General features: G+C 55.5%; 20 protein-coding genes. All 20 read right to left on the bottom strand.

Features of this window, described 5'->3' with window-relative positions; translation table 11 throughout:
- Positions 1–2 precede the first annotated feature (2 nt).
- Positions 3–509, bottom strand: coding sequence for a rod shape-determining protein MreD (gene mreD / locus G5B42_RS08060; protein ID WP_181339956.1), 507 nt, complete (start codon positions 507–509; stop codon positions 3–5).
- A gap of 18 nt (positions 510–527) precedes the next feature.
- Positions 528–1,352: a rod shape-determining protein MreC gene (mreC, locus tag G5B42_RS08055; protein ID WP_231133367.1), complete on the bottom strand. Its 825-nt coding sequence runs from the start codon at positions 1,350–1,352 to the stop codon at positions 528–530.
- Positions 1,353–1,446: 94 nt separating this feature from the next.
- Positions 1,447–2,478, bottom strand: a complete 1,032-nt coding sequence (locus G5B42_RS08050; protein WP_181339954.1) for a rod shape-determining protein — start codon at positions 2,476–2,478, stop codon at positions 1,447–1,449.
- 66 nt (positions 2,479–2,544) lie between these two features.
- Positions 2,545–3,228, bottom strand: coding sequence for a RadC family protein (gene radC / locus G5B42_RS08045; RefSeq protein WP_181339953.1), 684 nt, complete (start codon positions 3,226–3,228; stop codon positions 2,545–2,547).
- Positions 3,209–3,880 (bottom strand): Maf family protein, encoded by a 672-nt coding sequence (locus tag G5B42_RS08040; RefSeq protein ID WP_331274084.1) that lies wholly within the window; start codon positions 3,878–3,880, stop codon positions 3,209–3,211. The genes radC and G5B42_RS08040 overlap by 20 nt, the downstream gene beginning before the upstream one ends.
- Positions 3,881–3,906: 26 nt before the next feature.
- Entirely contained in the window at positions 3,907–4,731 is an 825-nt protein-coding gene (locus G5B42_RS08035) for an RnfABCDGE type electron transport complex subunit B (RefSeq protein WP_231133366.1), read from the bottom strand.
- An 85-nt stretch (positions 4,732–4,816) separates the two neighbouring features.
- Positions 4,817–5,410 (bottom strand): electron transport complex subunit RsxA, encoded by a 594-nt coding sequence (gene rsxA / locus G5B42_RS08030; protein ID WP_181339952.1) that lies wholly within the window; start codon positions 5,408–5,410, stop codon positions 4,817–4,819.
- 1 nt (position 5,411) lies between these two features.
- A complete protein-coding gene (gene rsxE, locus G5B42_RS08025) occupies positions 5,412–6,032 on the bottom strand; it encodes an electron transport complex subunit RsxE (RefSeq protein ID WP_181339951.1) in 621 nt (206 codons plus the stop codon).
- On the bottom strand, positions 6,025–6,630 hold the full coding sequence (locus G5B42_RS08020) for an RnfABCDGE type electron transport complex subunit G (protein WP_181339950.1): 606 nt from the start codon (positions 6,628–6,630) through the stop codon (positions 6,025–6,027). Before G5B42_RS08020 ends, rsxE begins: the two co-directional genes overlap by 8 nt.
- Positions 6,623–7,603 (bottom strand): RnfABCDGE type electron transport complex subunit D, encoded by a 981-nt coding sequence (locus G5B42_RS08015; RefSeq protein WP_181339949.1) that lies wholly within the window; start codon positions 7,601–7,603, stop codon positions 6,623–6,625. The genes G5B42_RS08020 and G5B42_RS08015 overlap by 8 nt, the downstream gene beginning before the upstream one ends.
- Positions 7,604–7,615: 12 nt before the next feature.
- A complete protein-coding gene (rsxC, locus tag G5B42_RS08010; protein ID WP_181339948.1) occupies positions 7,616–8,965 on the bottom strand; it encodes an electron transport complex subunit RsxC in 1,350 nt (449 codons plus the stop codon).
- 120 nt (positions 8,966–9,085) lie between these two features.
- Positions 9,086–10,384, bottom strand: coding sequence for a pyrimidine-nucleoside phosphorylase (locus G5B42_RS08005; protein WP_187350984.1), 1,299 nt, complete (start codon positions 10,382–10,384; stop codon positions 9,086–9,088).
- A gap of 182 nt (positions 10,385–10,566) precedes the next feature.
- Positions 10,567–11,754 (bottom strand): phosphopentomutase, encoded by a 1,188-nt coding sequence (locus G5B42_RS08000; RefSeq protein ID WP_181340008.1) that lies wholly within the window; start codon positions 11,752–11,754, stop codon positions 10,567–10,569.
- 81 nt (positions 11,755–11,835) lie between these two features.
- Positions 11,836–12,174 (bottom strand): 50S ribosomal protein L19, encoded by a 339-nt coding sequence (gene rplS / locus G5B42_RS07995; protein ID WP_181339946.1) that lies wholly within the window; start codon positions 12,172–12,174, stop codon positions 11,836–11,838.
- The gene (trmD, locus tag G5B42_RS07990; protein WP_181339945.1) at positions 12,161–12,952 is read right to left on the bottom strand and encodes a tRNA (guanosine(37)-N1)-methyltransferase TrmD; all 792 of its coding nucleotides are present in this window, start codon (positions 12,950–12,952) and stop codon (positions 12,161–12,163) included. The genes rplS and trmD overlap by 14 nt, the downstream gene beginning before the upstream one ends.
- On the bottom strand, positions 12,946–13,515 hold the full coding sequence (gene rimM, locus G5B42_RS07985) for a ribosome maturation factor RimM (protein WP_181339944.1): 570 nt from the start codon (positions 13,513–13,515) through the stop codon (positions 12,946–12,948). The genes trmD and rimM overlap by 7 nt, the downstream gene beginning before the upstream one ends.
- Positions 13,512–13,739 (bottom strand): KH domain-containing protein, encoded by a 228-nt coding sequence (locus tag G5B42_RS07980; RefSeq protein ID WP_181339943.1) that lies wholly within the window; start codon positions 13,737–13,739, stop codon positions 13,512–13,514. The genes rimM and G5B42_RS07980 overlap by 4 nt, the downstream gene beginning before the upstream one ends.
- A 16-nt stretch (positions 13,740–13,755) precedes the next feature.
- Positions 13,756–14,016, bottom strand: coding sequence for a 30S ribosomal protein S16 (gene rpsP / locus G5B42_RS07975; RefSeq protein ID WP_181339942.1), 261 nt, complete (start codon positions 14,014–14,016; stop codon positions 13,756–13,758).
- A 95-nt stretch (positions 14,017–14,111) separates the two neighbouring features.
- The gene (ffh, locus tag G5B42_RS07970; protein ID WP_181339941.1) at positions 14,112–15,437 is read right to left on the bottom strand and encodes a signal recognition particle protein; all 1,326 of its coding nucleotides are present in this window, start codon (positions 15,435–15,437) and stop codon (positions 14,112–14,114) included.
- 19 nt (positions 15,438–15,456) lie between these two features.
- On the bottom strand, positions 15,457–15,867 hold the full coding sequence (gene ylxM, locus G5B42_RS07965) for a YlxM family DNA-binding protein (RefSeq protein WP_181339940.1): 411 nt from the start codon (positions 15,865–15,867) through the stop codon (positions 15,457–15,459).
- Positions 15,868–15,960 lie beyond the last annotated feature (93 nt).

Genomic DNA, 15,960 nt, shown 5'->3' with positions numbered 1-15,960 from the left:
TGTCACGCACCAACCTTTAACCTTCGCTCGCGAATAAGATCAAGGCCTTTTTTCAGCCCGTAGTAAACAGGGGCGGTCAGCACCATGTTATACAGGCATAATGGTAAAAGCGTCGCCCCGAGAAAGGAAAGGAAGGCAATCCGCCAACCAAAGGCCAGCAGAATACTTAAGGAAAAGAGCTCGGCCACGATCGTCCCGGCCAGGACCATGCAGAGGGGGATGACCAGGTATCCTTTGAAAATCAACCTTTCCAGATACCCGGCACCGAACCCCAAAAGGCCGAGGATTGTTATGTTGATCCCCAAAATACCGCTCCCGGCCAGGTCCAAACAGAGCCCGCTGAGCAGCCCAAAATACAACCCCGGCCGGATCCCTTGTAACAGACCATAACAAACGGTCGTAATCAAAACCAGGTTCGGAATTACGCCAAAGAGAGAAAGATGGGGAAAGAGTGAAGTCTGCAAAACCAATGGAATGAAGATAAACAGCACATACTTCCCAACCGTCACGCTCCCTTCCTCCTCTCTTCACTTCTCCTTAACCACGTACAGGTACTCCAACCGGCTAAAGTCGGTGGCCGGTTCCAAATAGGCATATTGCTCATAACCGTCTTCGGAAGCATATACTTCGACCAGGGTGCCGATGACCAAATTTTTCGGAAAAAACAAACTGGATTCCGAAGTTAAAATCCGGTCGCCGGTTTGCAACTTGACGCTCAAATCCGACGGTTTAACCAAACAGGTTCCCTTTTTGCCCCCGCCGTAGATATAAACCAGTTCCCTGGTGCGTTCGATCACCCCGCTCATGCTGTTGCCGGGGCGGGGATCGGTCAGCAAAATAACCTCGGAGGAGAAGGGTTCGACCCGTAACAACCGTCCGGCCAGTCCTTCGGCGGTAATCACCGGCATATTCCGGGTTAAGCCAAAGTTACTCCCTTTATCAATCGTGATCGTATCACTGGTGTTACGGGGGTTTCTGGCCACCACCTCGACCGGGATCAGCTCCAATGTCGAGGCGGCTTTGAACTGTAAAAGCTCCCGTAACCGTTCATTCTCCGCGCGCAACTGTTCCAGCTGGGAAAGTTCCGTCGCCAGCTCGGAGAGGCGCTTGCGCATTTCGTCGTTCTCCCGCTGCAGTGCGCCCAGTTCATTGATGGTTGTCCACGAATCCGTCACAAAAGTGGTTACCGCATGGATTGCCTTTTGGAAAGGATACAAAACAAACTTAAACGCCCGCTCAAGCCAGATCTCCTTCTCCCTCTCCTGCGACGAATAGAACATCAAGCCGGTCACGACCAAAAAACAAACGGCTAGGGTTACCAGTAAAACCCGCTTTTGGACTAAAGGTTGCAACACCTTAATCGGCCCCTTTTCCTAATCTTCTTCGCTCAGCGCTTATTTGCTTCGCCCGGCGCTTTCCGGTTCACCCGGCGCTGATCCGGACCGCTCAGCGTTTATTCGAGATTAAGACTTTGCGCAGCTGATCCAACTCTTCAAGCACCTTGCCCGTCCCCCTGGCGACACACGTCAAGGGGTCTTCGGCCACTTGCACCGGCATTTCGGTCTCTTCCGCCAGGAGCCGGTCCAGACCCCGGAGGAGGGCACCGCCACCCGTCATCACGATCCCCCGGTCCAGAATATCGGCAGCCAGTTCCGGCGGAGTTTTTTCCAATGTCATTTTGACCGCTTCCAGGATCGCCCCCACCGGCTCCGCCAGCGCTTCCATGACCTCCTGGGAGGAGATGGTGATTACCTTCGGCAAACCGGTCACCAGATCGCGGCCGCGCACTTCGAGGGTCTCCTCCTCCTTCTGGGGATAAGCCGACCCGATCGTTCTTTTAATATCTTCGGCGGTTTGTTCGCCTACCATTAAATTATAACATTTTTTAATATATTGGGTAATCGCCTCGTTCAGCTCGTCGCCCGCCACCCGGATCGAGCGGCTCGTCACGATTCCGCCCAGGGAGATCACGGCGACTTCGGTCGTGCCCCCGCCAATATCAACAATTAAATTGCCGGTGGGTTCCTGAATGGGAAGACCCGCCCCGATCGCGGCGGCCATCGGCTCTTCTATAGTGAAAACCTCACGGGCACCGGCTTCGCGGGCCGCATCCATCACCGCCCGTCTTTCCACTTCCGTAACCCCGGAAGGAACGCTGATCACCACGCGGGGCGCGAAAAAAGCCCGCCGCCGCCCGGCTTTCTTTATATAATATTGCAACATTTTTTCCGTCACTTCAAAATCGGCAATCACGCCGTCTTTCATCGGCCGGACCGCAACGATACTGCCCGGTGTCCGGCCCACCATCTGTTTGGCCTCTTGACCAACGGCGATTATATTCCCGGAGTCCCGGTCAAAAGCAACAACGGTTGGTTCCTGAAGGACAATCCCTTGGTTACTGACAAAAACGAGAGTGTTGGCCGTACCTAAATCAATTCCCATATCCCGCGAAAAACGTCCGAGCAATTTTTTGAGCATCAATTATTTCCCTCCGGTTGTCAAAAAATATAATGTGGATTCTCTCGAAAGACAAAACCTGATCCGTTAGATCAATCCTTCTTCCTTCATACTGTAATATTTGTGGTCGCCAATGATCACATGATCGAGAATGGGGATACCCAAGAGCTCTCCGGACTCTTTAAGACGGTGCGTTAGCTTGATATCTTCCTGACTGGGACGGGGATCGCCACTGGGGTGGTTATGGGCTAAGATCAAGGAAGCGCTGCTTTGGCGGATCGCGGCTTTAAATACTTCCCGGGGGTGCACCAGAGAAGCATCCAAAGTGCCGATGGAGATCGTCTCCATGCTGAGCAGCCGGTTTTTCGTATTAAGATGCAGCGTCAGAAAATGTTCCTGGTCGAGGAAGCGCAGGCGCGGCATTAAAAAACCGGCGACTTCCTGAGGTGAAGACAGCGGTTGGTCTTCGGTCAGCCGGGCGGTCTGTAACCGCTTCCCCAGTTCAAAAGCGGCCAGCAGCTGAATGGCTTTGGTTTTCCCCACGCCGCGGACCGCGCACAACTCCTGGAGGCTTGCAGCCGCCAGGTTTGGTAAAGATTCAAACTTGGCCAGGAGGAGCTTGGCCAGATCCAGGGCAGACAGATCGGTGGTTCCGGTCCGGAGGACAATGGCCATCAATTCGCTGTTTGAGAGGCTCTCCGCCCCGTACCGTGCCAACCTTTCCCGGGGGCGCTCCTCCGCCGGAAGCGCTTTAATCACCGGTCCCGACAAGGGTTTTCACCTCCGGCAGGTTAATCCCGTATTCCTTTAACAAAAGCGCAAGCCGGGGGACGGGGAGGCCCATGACGTTATAAAAGCAGCCCTCAATCCGGTCAACGAAGATGGCACCAAGCCCCTGAATCCCATAGGCGCCGGCCTTGTCCATCGGTTCGCCAGTACGCAGGTAAGCATCGATCTCCCGGTCGGTCAGCGGACGAAAATGAACCCGGGTCATTTCATAAGCAGTAAGGGTTTTTTCCCGATGGAGAAGGGCCAGTCCGGTAAAGACCTGGTGCCAGCGGCCGGAGAGGGTCTTTAGCATCCGCCGGGCTTCTGCCTGGTCGGCCGGTTTCCCTAAAACCTCCCCATCCAGCACCACAATGGTGTCGGCCCCAATCACCAGGCTGTCCGCGGTCTCCGGTACACTGGCCGTCAGACGAAAAACCTCTTCCGCTTTCCCGCGCGCCGTGGTCACGACCTGTTCCGCGGGCGGGGCCGCCGGGTCCAGCTTCGCCCGTTCTTCAAAGGAGCTGGCGATCACCTTAAACTCCAGGCCCAGCATGGTCAGGAGGTCCTGACGGCGGGGCGAGGCGGAAGCAAGAATAATCGGATGAATCGTCGCCACCTCCCGACTGGATTTACACCGCGGTGCCTTTTCAGGCACCGCGGCAAACCATTAATATTATTTCCCTATCCCACGGCTCTTTCCTGCTTTTTCGCTCCTTTAATCGTCTTCATCGGACACTTTTCTACACAAATTTCACAATTGGTACAGAGCTCGGGGGTGATCCGCGCCAGATTGTCTTCGACCGGAATTGCCCCCGTGGGGCAGTTCTTGGTGCAGAGCCGGCAAGCGATACAGCCCACTTTGCAGACGGCCCGGACCTCCGCCCCTTTATCCTTATTCATACACAGGACGGTCACCTTCTTATCATAAGGCCAGAGGGTAATGATCTGGCGGGGACAGGCTTTCACACACAAGCCGCAACCGGTGCATTTCTCCTCGTCCACCACGGGCAGGGCATTGTCCGACATTTTCATCGCCCCGAAGGGACAAACTTTAACGCAACTGCCCAGGCCGAGACAGCCATAGGTACAAGCTTTGGCTCCCCCGCCCAGACTTTGGGCAGCCGCACAGTCTTCCACGCCAAAATAGATGAAACGCTGCGGCGCTTCCTTCCGCCCGCCGCCACAACGGACCCTTGCGATCAGGCGTTCCGTCGCGGTGCTTTCCACCCCCATCACAGCGGCAATGGGGGAGTGGTCCTTCAAAACAGGACACCCGGTTACCGGTGCCGCCCCGGCGACAATGGCTTCCGCCATGCCGCGGCAACCGGGATAGCCACACCCGCCGCAGTTCGCCCCGGGTAGTAACGCCTCAATCTCATCGATCCGCGGGTCGCTTTCCACGGCCAACTTGCGGGAGGCAATGGCCAGACCCAAGCCAAAAGCGGCCCCAAGCACCAATAAAACGGCAACGCCATGCAGAATGATACTCATGCTTCCGGCTTCCATGTTGTCAACTCCTTTAGTCGGAATTTTCTATGTCGACTTCTTGTACAACGTCAACAGCTAAGACCGCATTGGTAAGGACTCCGCCTTAAAATCCCAACAAAGCCTCAAGGTTAAACCCGGAAAAGCCCAGAAAGGCCATGGAGACCAGCCCGGCCGTAATCAAAGCAATCGGAATCCCTTCCAATGCTTTCGGTAGCGGAGCAAAAGCCAACCGTTCCCGGATCCCGGCAAACAAAATCAAGAGTAACGAAAAGCCAAGCGCACCACCGATCCCGTTGACTACCGATTGGAGGAAATTATAGTTCTCGGTGACATTGATGATGGTTACCCCCAAAACCGCACAGTTGGTAGTGATCAGCGGCAAGTAAATCCCCAACGCTTGGTAAAGCACCGGGCTGCTCTTTTTGATCACCATCTCGACAAACTGCACCAGGACCGCGATGACCAAAATAAAGGTGATCGTCTGCAAAAACTCGATGTTGAACATGACCAGCACCTTCTGGAGCCAATAGGTGATCCCGGAAGCCAAGGCCATCACAAAGGTCACCGCCATTCCCATCCCGGTTGCCGTCTCCACTTGTTTGGAAACCCCCAAGAAGGGACAGATCCCCAAAAACCGCGCCACAATGAAGTTATTTATAAAAATCGCACTAAGGACAATCAACAGATATTCAGTCATGTTACTTTTCCCCCTTTCGGGCCACGAGCCAGTTGATCCCGGCCAGCAACAGGCCGAGGGTGATGAAAGCCCCCGGTGGTAAAATCAGGAGTTTCGCCCCCAGATCTTCGGGGAAAAAGGAAAAACCTTCAAAACCGAAATCGGTGGCTTTCAGCAAAGTACCGGTTCCCACCAATTCCCGGATGAAGCTTAACAAGGTTAAAGCCAGGGTGAAGCCCAACCCCATCCCCAAGCCATCGAAGGTGGAGTCCACCAGGTTATGCTTGGAGGCAAAGGCTTCTGCCCGGGCCAGAACGATACAGTTCACCACAATCAGCGGAATAAAGATCCCGAGCACCCGGTGTAAGTCGGGCATGGTCGCCGCCATCGTCTTATCGACAATCGTGGTAAAGGTGGCGATCACCACCACGTACGCCGGGATGCGGATCTCCTTGGGAATGATCTTCCGCAGCAAAGCAATGATCACATTCGAACCGGTCAGCACCAAAGTGGTGGCAATCCCCATTCCGATTCCGTTCACGACCGCAGTGGTCACCGCCAAGGTGGAGCACATCCCCAAAACCAGGCGGAAGATGGGGTTTTCGTTGAAAACACCGTTCTTGAAGATCTGCCATTTAGTCAACGTCGACACCCCCATTCATCGCTTCAGCGTCCAGTAAAGATTGGGCGGCGGTTAAAGCCGCGTTCACCCCGCGGACAACCGCCCGTGAGGAGATGGTGGCACTGGCAATTGCATCCACTTCTCCTTTGTCCTTCGTCACGGCCAGCGTCATCCCGACCATCGCTTCCCGGAACGCCGGTTGCGTCAAGAATCGAGCGTCTGTGATCTTCGCGCCCAATCCGGGAGTTTCGGTATGACTGATCACAGTCAAGCCGGAAAGGTTCCCCGACGCCGTGACGCCGATCACCATCCGGATCGGCCCCCCATAGCCCTGTTGGTCAACGGTGAAAACAAAACCCATCTCTTCCTCGTCACGATAAGCCCGGTACACTTCCACGATCCCGGCCAGGCCCGCTTCTTCCAGCTCTTTGCGCAAGGCCGGTTCTTCCGTGAAAGTGGTGGTGCCGGGTAAAGCTTCTTGTAAAGCCCGTTCTTTAGCCAGTTCCTCTTGGGCCCTAATCGCCGGTGCGGTCAGGGTGTTCACCCAACCCAGCACCCCGCCGGAGACCACGCAGATGACCGTGAGCACCAGAATCAAACGCCATTCATGTTTACCCATTGGCTTTCACCTCCCCGAACCGCTTTGGTACCGTCCAGCGGTCCAGTAGTGGCGTGGCAAGATTCATCAGGAGAATTGAATAACAAACCCCCTCCGGCAGTCCGCCGTACATCCGGATCAACATGGTAAAGAGCCCGCAGCCAATCCCGAACAGAAGACGGCCCCGCGGGGTAACCGGAGAAGTCACGTAATCGGTGGCCATGAAAAAGGCCCCCAGCATCAACCCCCCCGCCAAGAGGTGAAAGAGGGGATCTTGGCCCATCAGAAAGGCCAGCAAGGTCACAGTCCCCAAATAGCTGACGGGAATCCGCCAGTCAATGATCCTATAGACCAACAAAAACAAGCCACCCAGCAATATGGCTAACGCCGACGTCTCCCCAAGGGAGCCGGCGATATTTCCCAGGTACAGCTGAAGATAGGGAATCCTGGTAATGCCGTCCGCCCAGAGTCCAAGGGGCGTTGCCCCCGAGACCGCATCCACCGATATCCCAAGCGATGCCGCAGTGGAATCCATGGCCCAGTCCAGAGCATCCGCGGGCCAAACCCACTTCACCATTAAGGTCGGCCAGGAAGCAAGCAAGAAGGCGCGCCCGATTAAAGCCGGGTTAAACGGGTTATAACCCAAACCGCCGTAGATCTGTTTCCCCAGAACAATCGCAAAGGCCGACCCGGCCGCCGGGATCCACAACGGCACCGTGGGCGGAAGCGTTAAAGCCAATAACAAACCGGTTACGGCCGCGCTGCCGTCGCCGATTGTAACCGGCCGTTTCAACAGAAGGCGCGTGATCGCCTCCGTTAAGACCGCCGTCACCATCGAGACTAAAATGATCCAAAGCGCGTGCCAGCCAAAAAAGTAAACACCAGCTGCCGCCACCGGTATAAGCGCGGCAACCACCAGCCACATAATCCGCTCAGCGCTTAACCCCGCACGTAAATGGGGTGAAGCGGAAACAACGACTTCGGTCTCTAACAAAATAATACCCCCCTATCGCTTTTTTTGTGCTGCTTTGCTTTGTTGTTTTGCGTTCTTGAACAACTGGAGTAATGGCCGCCTGCTTGGACAGACGTACGCACAGGCACCACACTCACGACAATCAAAAAGTCCGTATTTTTCTGCGTCCCCTAATTTGCCATGTTCTGCATAGTCAGCCAGATAATTAGGGAGTAAGTTGTACGGGCAAGCATCAACACACTTTCCGCAGCGAATACAAGTTATCGCCTGGTATTTCTTCACCTCGGCGCGGGTCTGGACCAAAATCCCGGAAGTACCTTTCATAATTGGTACATCCAACCGGTAAATTGCCGGACCGGTCATCGGCCCGCCCAGGATAATCCGCCCGGGCGGTTCCGGGAACCCGCCACAGTAGTTGATGACATCCTCCAGTAAAGTACCGATCCGCACCCGCAAATTCTTCGGAGTTTTAATCCCTGTTCCGGTCACCGTGACGATCCGGTCAATCAGGGGCATCCCTTCACGAAGATAACGACCAAAAGCCGCCGCCGTTGCCACATTATTGACGATCACCCCAACGGCAATTGGTAAAGCCCCCACCGGGACCTTCCGACGGGTCGCGGCGTAAATCAACATCCGCTCTTCTCCTTGGGGATATTTGACCTTCAAAGGAACAACTTCCACCGGGTAGCCGGCCGCCGCTTTCCGCAAAGCCTCAATGGCATCGGGTTTGTTCGCTTCTACGCCGATTATCCCCCGCGGGGCACCGGCCGCCTTCATAAAGGCCAGCAAACCGCGGATCACATCAGCCGTCTGTTCCAACATTAACCGGTGGTCACAGGTTAAATAAGGTTCACATTCCACACCGTTAAGGATGACATAATCAACAGGTTTTACCGGACAGTATTGGCCTTGGGTCGCTTCGGTTTCCGGCGGGCAATATTTGACGTGCGTCGGAAAGGCGGCCCCGCCCATGCCGACCAGACCGGCTTCTTTCATCAAGGCCTTAATCTCGTCGGCCGTCAGCTCCTCCAGCTTGCGCCCAGAGATCAGATCCGGGGCCCGCCGGTCGGCACCGTCACTTTCGATCACAATCGCCGGTTGCAGTTGCCCGCTTGCATGGGGCCGGGGTTCAATGGCAACCACTTTCCCGGAAATGCTGGCGTGCAAAGGAACGGAGACTCCCCCTTGTGCTTCGGCGATCTTCTGCCCGGTCGCCACTTCGTCCCCTACCGCCACCAACGGTTTGGCCGGGGCGCCGATGTGTTGCCCGAGCGGCAAAACAACTTGGGCCGGAAGCGGCAGTTCTTCAACCGGTAAAGAAGCCGTCAATTCTTTATTGGTTGGGGGATGAATCCCTTTCTTAAAAGTTTTCAGCCCCATCATCTCACTCCTTACATTTGGTATATAAACATGGCAAGAACTTTGCTGTTACTCCTTGTCTCATCTTAGCTCATCTTGCGGCTGTGGACAATGGTAAATGGATCAAGGGCTCTTTGCCAATTAAATGATATACCCGATCACCAACGGTTTTTTAGGCGGTGGCGTCGGGGCCAGTTGCACTGCGGCCAAAACTTCCGCCGCCCCGTTTTCCGCTTCCGCCGCCGTACGGGCATAGACTTTGGCAATCTCCTCGCCCGCTTCAACCCAGTCTCCGAGTTTCTTCTCGATCACCAAACCAACACTGTGGTCAATCGGGTCTTCTTTCCGCGCCCGTCCGGCCCCCAACCGCATCGAGATCAGGCCCAGGGTTTCCGTGGCCCATTTGGCAACATAACCCGAACGCGGGCTCTTGACCCCGACCACATGGGCGGCCAGCGGCAGGCGTTCCGGGTCATCGACGATCCGCGGGTCACCACCCTGTCCCTCAATCCAACGGCCAAAGGCACGCAAGCCGTCGCCACTGTCAAGCAGCGCTTGCAGTTTGGCTTTGGCCACTGCCACCTCTTTTTCCGCTCCGGCCAAAACCAGCATCTGGGCCCCAAGAACCAGGGACAACTCTTCCAGATCGGCCGGGCCTTCACCCCGCAGGGTGGCGATGGCCTCCCTGACCTCCAAAGCGTTACCGACGGCCTTCCCCAGCGGTTGATCCATGTTGGAAAGAACCGCCACCGTCTTGCGGTCGGCGTTTTTCCCGATAGCGACCATCAACTCCGCCAGCTTCTCCGCTTCTTCTTTTGTTTTCAGAAAAGCACCGTCGCCCACCTTCACATCCAGGACGAAACCGTCGGCCCCACCGGCCAGCTTTTTACTCATGATACTGGTCGCAATCAAAGGAATGCTGGCCACAGTCCCCGTCACATCCCGGAGCGCGTAGAGGCGCTTATCGGCCGGGACCAGATTTCCGGTTTGCCCGACCAAGCCGACCCCAATCTTTTTGACCTGGGCAAACAGCTCGTCAAGGGTAAGTTCCGTCCGGAAACCGGGGATTGATTCCAGTTTATCGATGGTTCCCCCGGTATGGCCCAGTCCCCGTCCGGACATCTTACAGACCGGGATGCCGGCCGCCGCCACCAAGGGGGCCACCACCAACGAAGTTTTGTCCCCCACGCCGCCGGTGGAGTGTTTATCAATCTTCACCCCCGGCAGTGGTGAAAGGTCAACCTGGTCCCCCGTAGCGGCCATCCGAACCGCCATATCCCGCGCTTCCCGTGGGGTCATCCCTTGGAAATAAACCGCCATACACCAGGCCGCCAGTTGATAATCGGGAATACTCCCATCCACGATCCCCTGGACGATATAGGCGATCTCTTCCGGTGTATGTTCCAGACCATCACGTTTCCGACTGATCACGTCAACCATGCGCACCTTGCTCACCCCCCCCGTTTTGTATACCGCTTGTTCTTTTTTACCTTTGAGCGATATCTATTGTTGCTTTAACTCCTAATCGTCACCGACACATAATTTTTCACTAGAGTTAACGATAATACCCTTATCCGATTATCTATTCTTGTTTTACCCGTCAAAACCTTTCGCGAACTTTCTTATTTTTCTGCCGTCAGGGCCATTTCCTGGAAGAAACTTATCCCCTTCGTCCAGCCGGCGACCCCGAAAAGATCGGCTATGGTCGCGGCCACGTCGGTAAAGGAAGTCCGCACCCCCAAGGCAACACCCGGCCGCACGGACGGGCCGGTCACCAACAAAGGAACATATTCCCGGGAATGGTCGGTGCTGGGCGTGGTCGGGTCACCCCCGTGGTCGGCCGTGATGATCAACACATCTTCCGGCTTTAACAATGCGGCAATCTTTTCCAGATAACCGTCGGCGGTGGTCAGCGCGGCCGCAAACCCCGCCGGATCATTCCGGTGGCCGTATAGACTGTCAAAATCAATACAGTTGGCAAAGACCAGAGCCGGTCCTTCCAGCTCGGTACCCAAGACCAACAGTTGCTCTAAGGTGCTGATGTTATCCCCTGTATGGTAGCTGGCGGTCAAGCCCCGTCCACTATAGATATCTTCGATTTTACCAACGCCAACAACGGCAACGCCACTGGCGGCCAGCCGGTCCAGGATCGTCTCTTCCGGCGGTACAACGGAAAAGTCCCGCCGCCGTTTCGTCCGTGTAAAGGAACCGGGCTGGCCAATAAACGGCCGGGCAATCACCCGTGCAACCTGGTGCTCACCCCGCAGAAGTTCCCGGGCCGTGGTACAGATCCGGTACAACTCGTCGATGGGGATGATCTCCTCATGGGCGGCGATCTGAAAAACACTGTCGGCCGAAGTATAGACGATCGGTTTGCCGGTCGCCAGATGCTCTGGCCCATACTCCTTGATGATCTCCGTCCCGGAAGCTGCTTTGTTCCCCAGGACGCCCCGGCCGATGGCTTTGGTGAAGGGAACAATAATCTCATCGGGAAAACCGTTGGGGTACACCGGAAACGGCCGGTCCAAAACCACCCCGGTCAACTCCCAGTGGCCGGTGATCGTATCCTTACCAGCTGAAGCTTCAGCCATTTTCCCGTACGCTCCCCGTGGGTTTTCCACCGCAGGAACCCCCAGCAAAGGTTCGATCCGGCCCAAACCCAGGGTGGTCAGGAAGGGAACCTTCAGCCCGCCCACATTCGCCGCCATATTACCCAAGGTGTTACTGCCTTCATCTCCATAGCGGTCGGCATCGGGCAAGGCCCCGATTCCAACCCCATCCAAAACCACAAGAAAAACACGGCGTTTCATCATCATTAAAACCTCCGGTATTGGAAGAAGAGAATTCGTGAATAAAATCACAAAGGATCACCCGAAGGTGATCCTTCTCTTTTACAGTTCGCGGATCCGTGCCGCTTTACCCGAACGTTTACGTAGATAGTATAGTTTCGCCCGGCGAACCCTTCCTCTTCTCACCACTTCAATCTTGGCAATCATTGGTGAATGCACCGGGAAGATCCTTTCCACCCCAACCCCGCCGGAAATTTTCCGTACGGTAAAAGTCTCGCGGAGCCCCCCGTTTGCCCGGGCAATCACAACACCTTCAAAGACCTGAATTCTTTCCCGTTCTCCTTCCACAACTTTATGGTGAACCCGGACCGTATCGCCGGGGCCGAAGACCGGAAGATCTTTCTTTAATTGTTCCTGTTCCACCAGATCAATCAGGTTCATCGTATTCCCTCCCTTCACTCGCAAAATCAGGCTGCCCGTCGGCACGGGCAAGCCGGTAACTTTCGATTAATTCCTTTTCTTTCGCGGTCAATGCCAATTGCGCCAGTAAATCCGGGCGCCGGCGGGCCGTCCGGAGGAGGGCCTGCTCCCGCCGCCACTGGGCAATTTTTCCGTGGTCTCCGGAGAGAAGAATCGCGGGGACCTTTAAACCGCGAAAATCCGCTGGTTTCGTGTACTGAGGATAATCAAGGATACCTTCGGGCCCGCTGAACGAATCCAGCCTCGCCGCATCCGGGTCACCAAGGACCCCCGGCAGCAACCGGATGATCGCTTCAGCCATCACCATCGCCGGGAGCTCGCCTCCGGTCAGGATGTAATCACCGATGGATAACTCGCGGTCGGCCAGCGTCCGGATGCGTTCGTCATAACCCTCATAGTGCCCGCAGATAAAGACCAAGTGGGGCTGGGCACTTAATTCAACCGCAATCCGCTGGTGAAAGATCTCCCCCTGCGGCGTGGTAAGTATGATATAAGGTTTGGTGGCCGCTTGCGCCTGAATCGCTTCTACCGCCTTAAAGATCGGTTCCGGTTTCAAGATCATCCCCGGCCCGCCCCCGTAGGGCGTATCATCCACGGTGGCATGGCGGTCTTCGGCATACGCGCGGAAATTAATTGTTTCCAGTTTAACCAGCCCATTATCCTGCGCCCTTTTGATCATGCTATGGGCAAAAGGGCCGTCAAACATCTCCGGAAATAAGGTTAAAAACTGGATTAACATCTTTCCTCTTCCTCATCCAACAGTCCGGGCGGTAACTCCACCCGCATGATCCCCGCCTCCAGGTCAACAAAACGGACTACAGACTTTAAGGCCGGAAGGAGAATCTCCCCTGCCTCCCCGCCCCGGATGACATAAACATCATTCCCACCGGTAAACATGACCTGCGCCACTGTACCCAGGGGGTGTCCGGCCATCGTCTCGACCTTCAGCCCAAGGACCTGGTCGATGTAAAACCGGTCCGGTGGCAGCGGCGGCCTTTCTGTTTCCGGCAGCCATAAAAACCCGCCCCGGAGCGCTTCGCCCGCGGAAATATTGTCGATCCCGCGAAACTTGACCACCACAAAACCTCTGTAGGCGCGGACCTTCTCCAGGAAGAGCTCCTCCTGACCACGGTCGGTATAGACGAAGACCCGTTCCAGTTCCAACCAGCGTTCAAAGGTGTCGGTGAAAGAAGCAACCTTGACTTCCCCTTTGTTCCCCTGGGTGGTCAAAACCTCACCAACCGCGATCATGCCCGGCGGCGGATTGCGCCAGGGATCATAGGGGGGATGCTTTTTGCTCATTCCACCAATTCCACCATCACGCGCTTGTCCGCAGGAGCGCTGGCCCAGACCAAAGTCCGGATCGCCTTAATCACCCGGCCTTTACGCCCAATGATCTTCCCCAGATCTTCCTTGTTGACCGAAATCTCCAACAAAATAGTGTCGTCGGTATCCTCCCGGCGAACCTGGACATCATCCACGTGGTCAACCAAGGATTTGGCGATCAACTCCACCAGTTCTTTCAAGGTAATTCACACCCTTTCACTCCCCGACCGCCTCGGTACCAAGGACACCAGCCTTTTTAAATAACCTTTTCACAGGCTCCGACGGTTGTGCACCCTGGCCCAACCAATACAAGGCTTTTTCCTTATCCACCACTAATTCCGTCGGGTTGGCGATCGGGTTATAATGACCTATAATCTCAATAAACCTCCCATCCCGCGGTGCACGGGAATCAGCCACCACAAACCGGTAAAAAGGACGTTTTTTTGCCCCCATCCGGGTTAACCGAATCCGAACCATCTTCTCTCACCCCCTTACGTTAGTCTCAATTTTATATATCTTTGTATAGCTTTAAATATTAACCAAAAGATTAATCTAAATTTTAATTGAAAGCCTTACCAAAACGGCAACCTGGGCAGTCCGCCTTTCCCGATTTTACCCAGTTGTTTCATCATTTTTTTACTCTGTTCAAACTGGTTGAGCAAACGGTTAACTTCCTGCACCGGTCGCCCCGAACCCTGGGCGATCCGCCGCCGCCGGCTGGCGTTGATGATCTGCGGTGTCCGCCGTTCCTGCGGCGTCATCGACTGAATAATCGCCTCAATGTGTTTCATACTCTTCTCATCAAGAACAAAACCTTGCAACTGTTTGGGTTTCAGCCCCGGCAGCATCCCAAGGATTTGGTCCAAAGGCCCCATCTTCTGCACCTGGCGCATCTGGTCCAAAAAATCCTCCAACGTAAACTCGTCCTTTTGGATCTTTTTCATCAAGGCCTTCGCCTGCTCGGCTTCGACCGTCGCTTCGGCCTTTTCGATCAGGGTTAAAACATCGCCCATCCCCAGAATGCGGGAGGCCAACCGCTCCGGATGGAAGACCTCGATCCCGTCCAGTTTTTCCCCGCTGCCCACGAATTTGATGGGACAGCCGGTGATCTCCCGGATCGAAAGGGCGGCCCCGCCACGAGTATCACTATCCAGCTTGGTCAGGATCAAACCGGTCAGGCCCAATTGTTCATTGAAGTTTTGCGCGACGTTAACCGCATCCTGCCCGGTCATGGCATCAACCACCAGCAGAATCTCCACCGGGTTGACCGCTGCTTTGATCGCGGCCAGTTCGCCCATGAGTTCTTCGTCAATATGCAAACGGCCGGCCGTATCGATTAAGACGACATCCCGTTGGGTTTGGCGGGCCTTCTCCACGGCCGCGGCGGCAATGGCCACCGGATCCCGTCCGGGGTCACTAAACACCGGCACGGAAAGCTGCGCGCCGAGGACTTCCAGTTGCTTCACCGCCGCCGGCCGGTAGACGTCCGCGGCCACCAGCAAAGGTCGTCGCCCCTGTTTCTGAAGGTAACCGGCGAGTTTTCCGGCGGTCGTTGTCTTCCCCGCCCCCTGCAAACCGGCGAGGAGATATACGGAGGGTGGACGGTCACTGGTCTTGAGCTTTTCCGCTTTCGCCCCCATCATGCCGGTCAGTTCCTGATGGACAATCTTGATCACCATTTGTCCAGGGGTCAGACTATTAATCACTTCCTGACCGACGGCCCGCTCCCGTACCCGGTTGATAAAATTTCGAACGACCCGAAAGTTAACATCGGCCTCCAGCAGGGCTAGCTTAACCTCGCGCAAGGCTTCATCTACATCTTTTTCCGTCAGTTTCCCCTTCCCGCGCAAACGGCGGAAAGTGTCCTGGAGTTTTTCCGATAGCGCTGAAAAAACCATCGTTTCTTCTCCGCTCCCTTTATTCCCTAATGGTCCGCCCTGAGGCCGGCAGTTCTCCTTCCGCTTCCAGCTCTAACACGGCGATGAGACGGCTCAAGGCTTTTTGCACCCGCGTCAGGGCCTGCGCCGCCCGGTCATCGGCCGGGAGGACGCCGGCCAGGTTGTATACGGCTTGCTTAACTGCTTGTACCGCGTCCAACTCCTGTAAATAGCGTTCCACCAGCCCCAATTTACTTTCCCAGCCGGCAAGGAGCTTTTCCGTCCGCTGTAAAAGGTCATGCACAGCCTGCCTGGTCGTGCCGACTTCCTCCGCAATTTCGGCAAGGGAGAGGTTTTCCAGATAATACAGGCCAAAGACCTTCTGCTGTTTCGTGGTCAGTAAACCACCGTAAAAATCATAGAGCAGGCCCATCCGCACTACGTCGTCCATCCCGATGAGCCTCCTTGCTGACAAGTATATTTACTTTACACCACTCAATTAAGTATAAAGACCCGCGACCGAAAAGTCAAGCCTTTTTTGCCT

Source organism: Capillibacterium thermochitinicola, assembly GCF_013664685.1.
Taxonomy (GTDB): domain Bacteria; phylum Bacillota; class UBA4882; order UBA10575; family UBA10575; genus Capillibacterium; species Capillibacterium thermochitinicola.
This window is presented reverse-complemented; position numbering and strand designations above follow the sequence as displayed.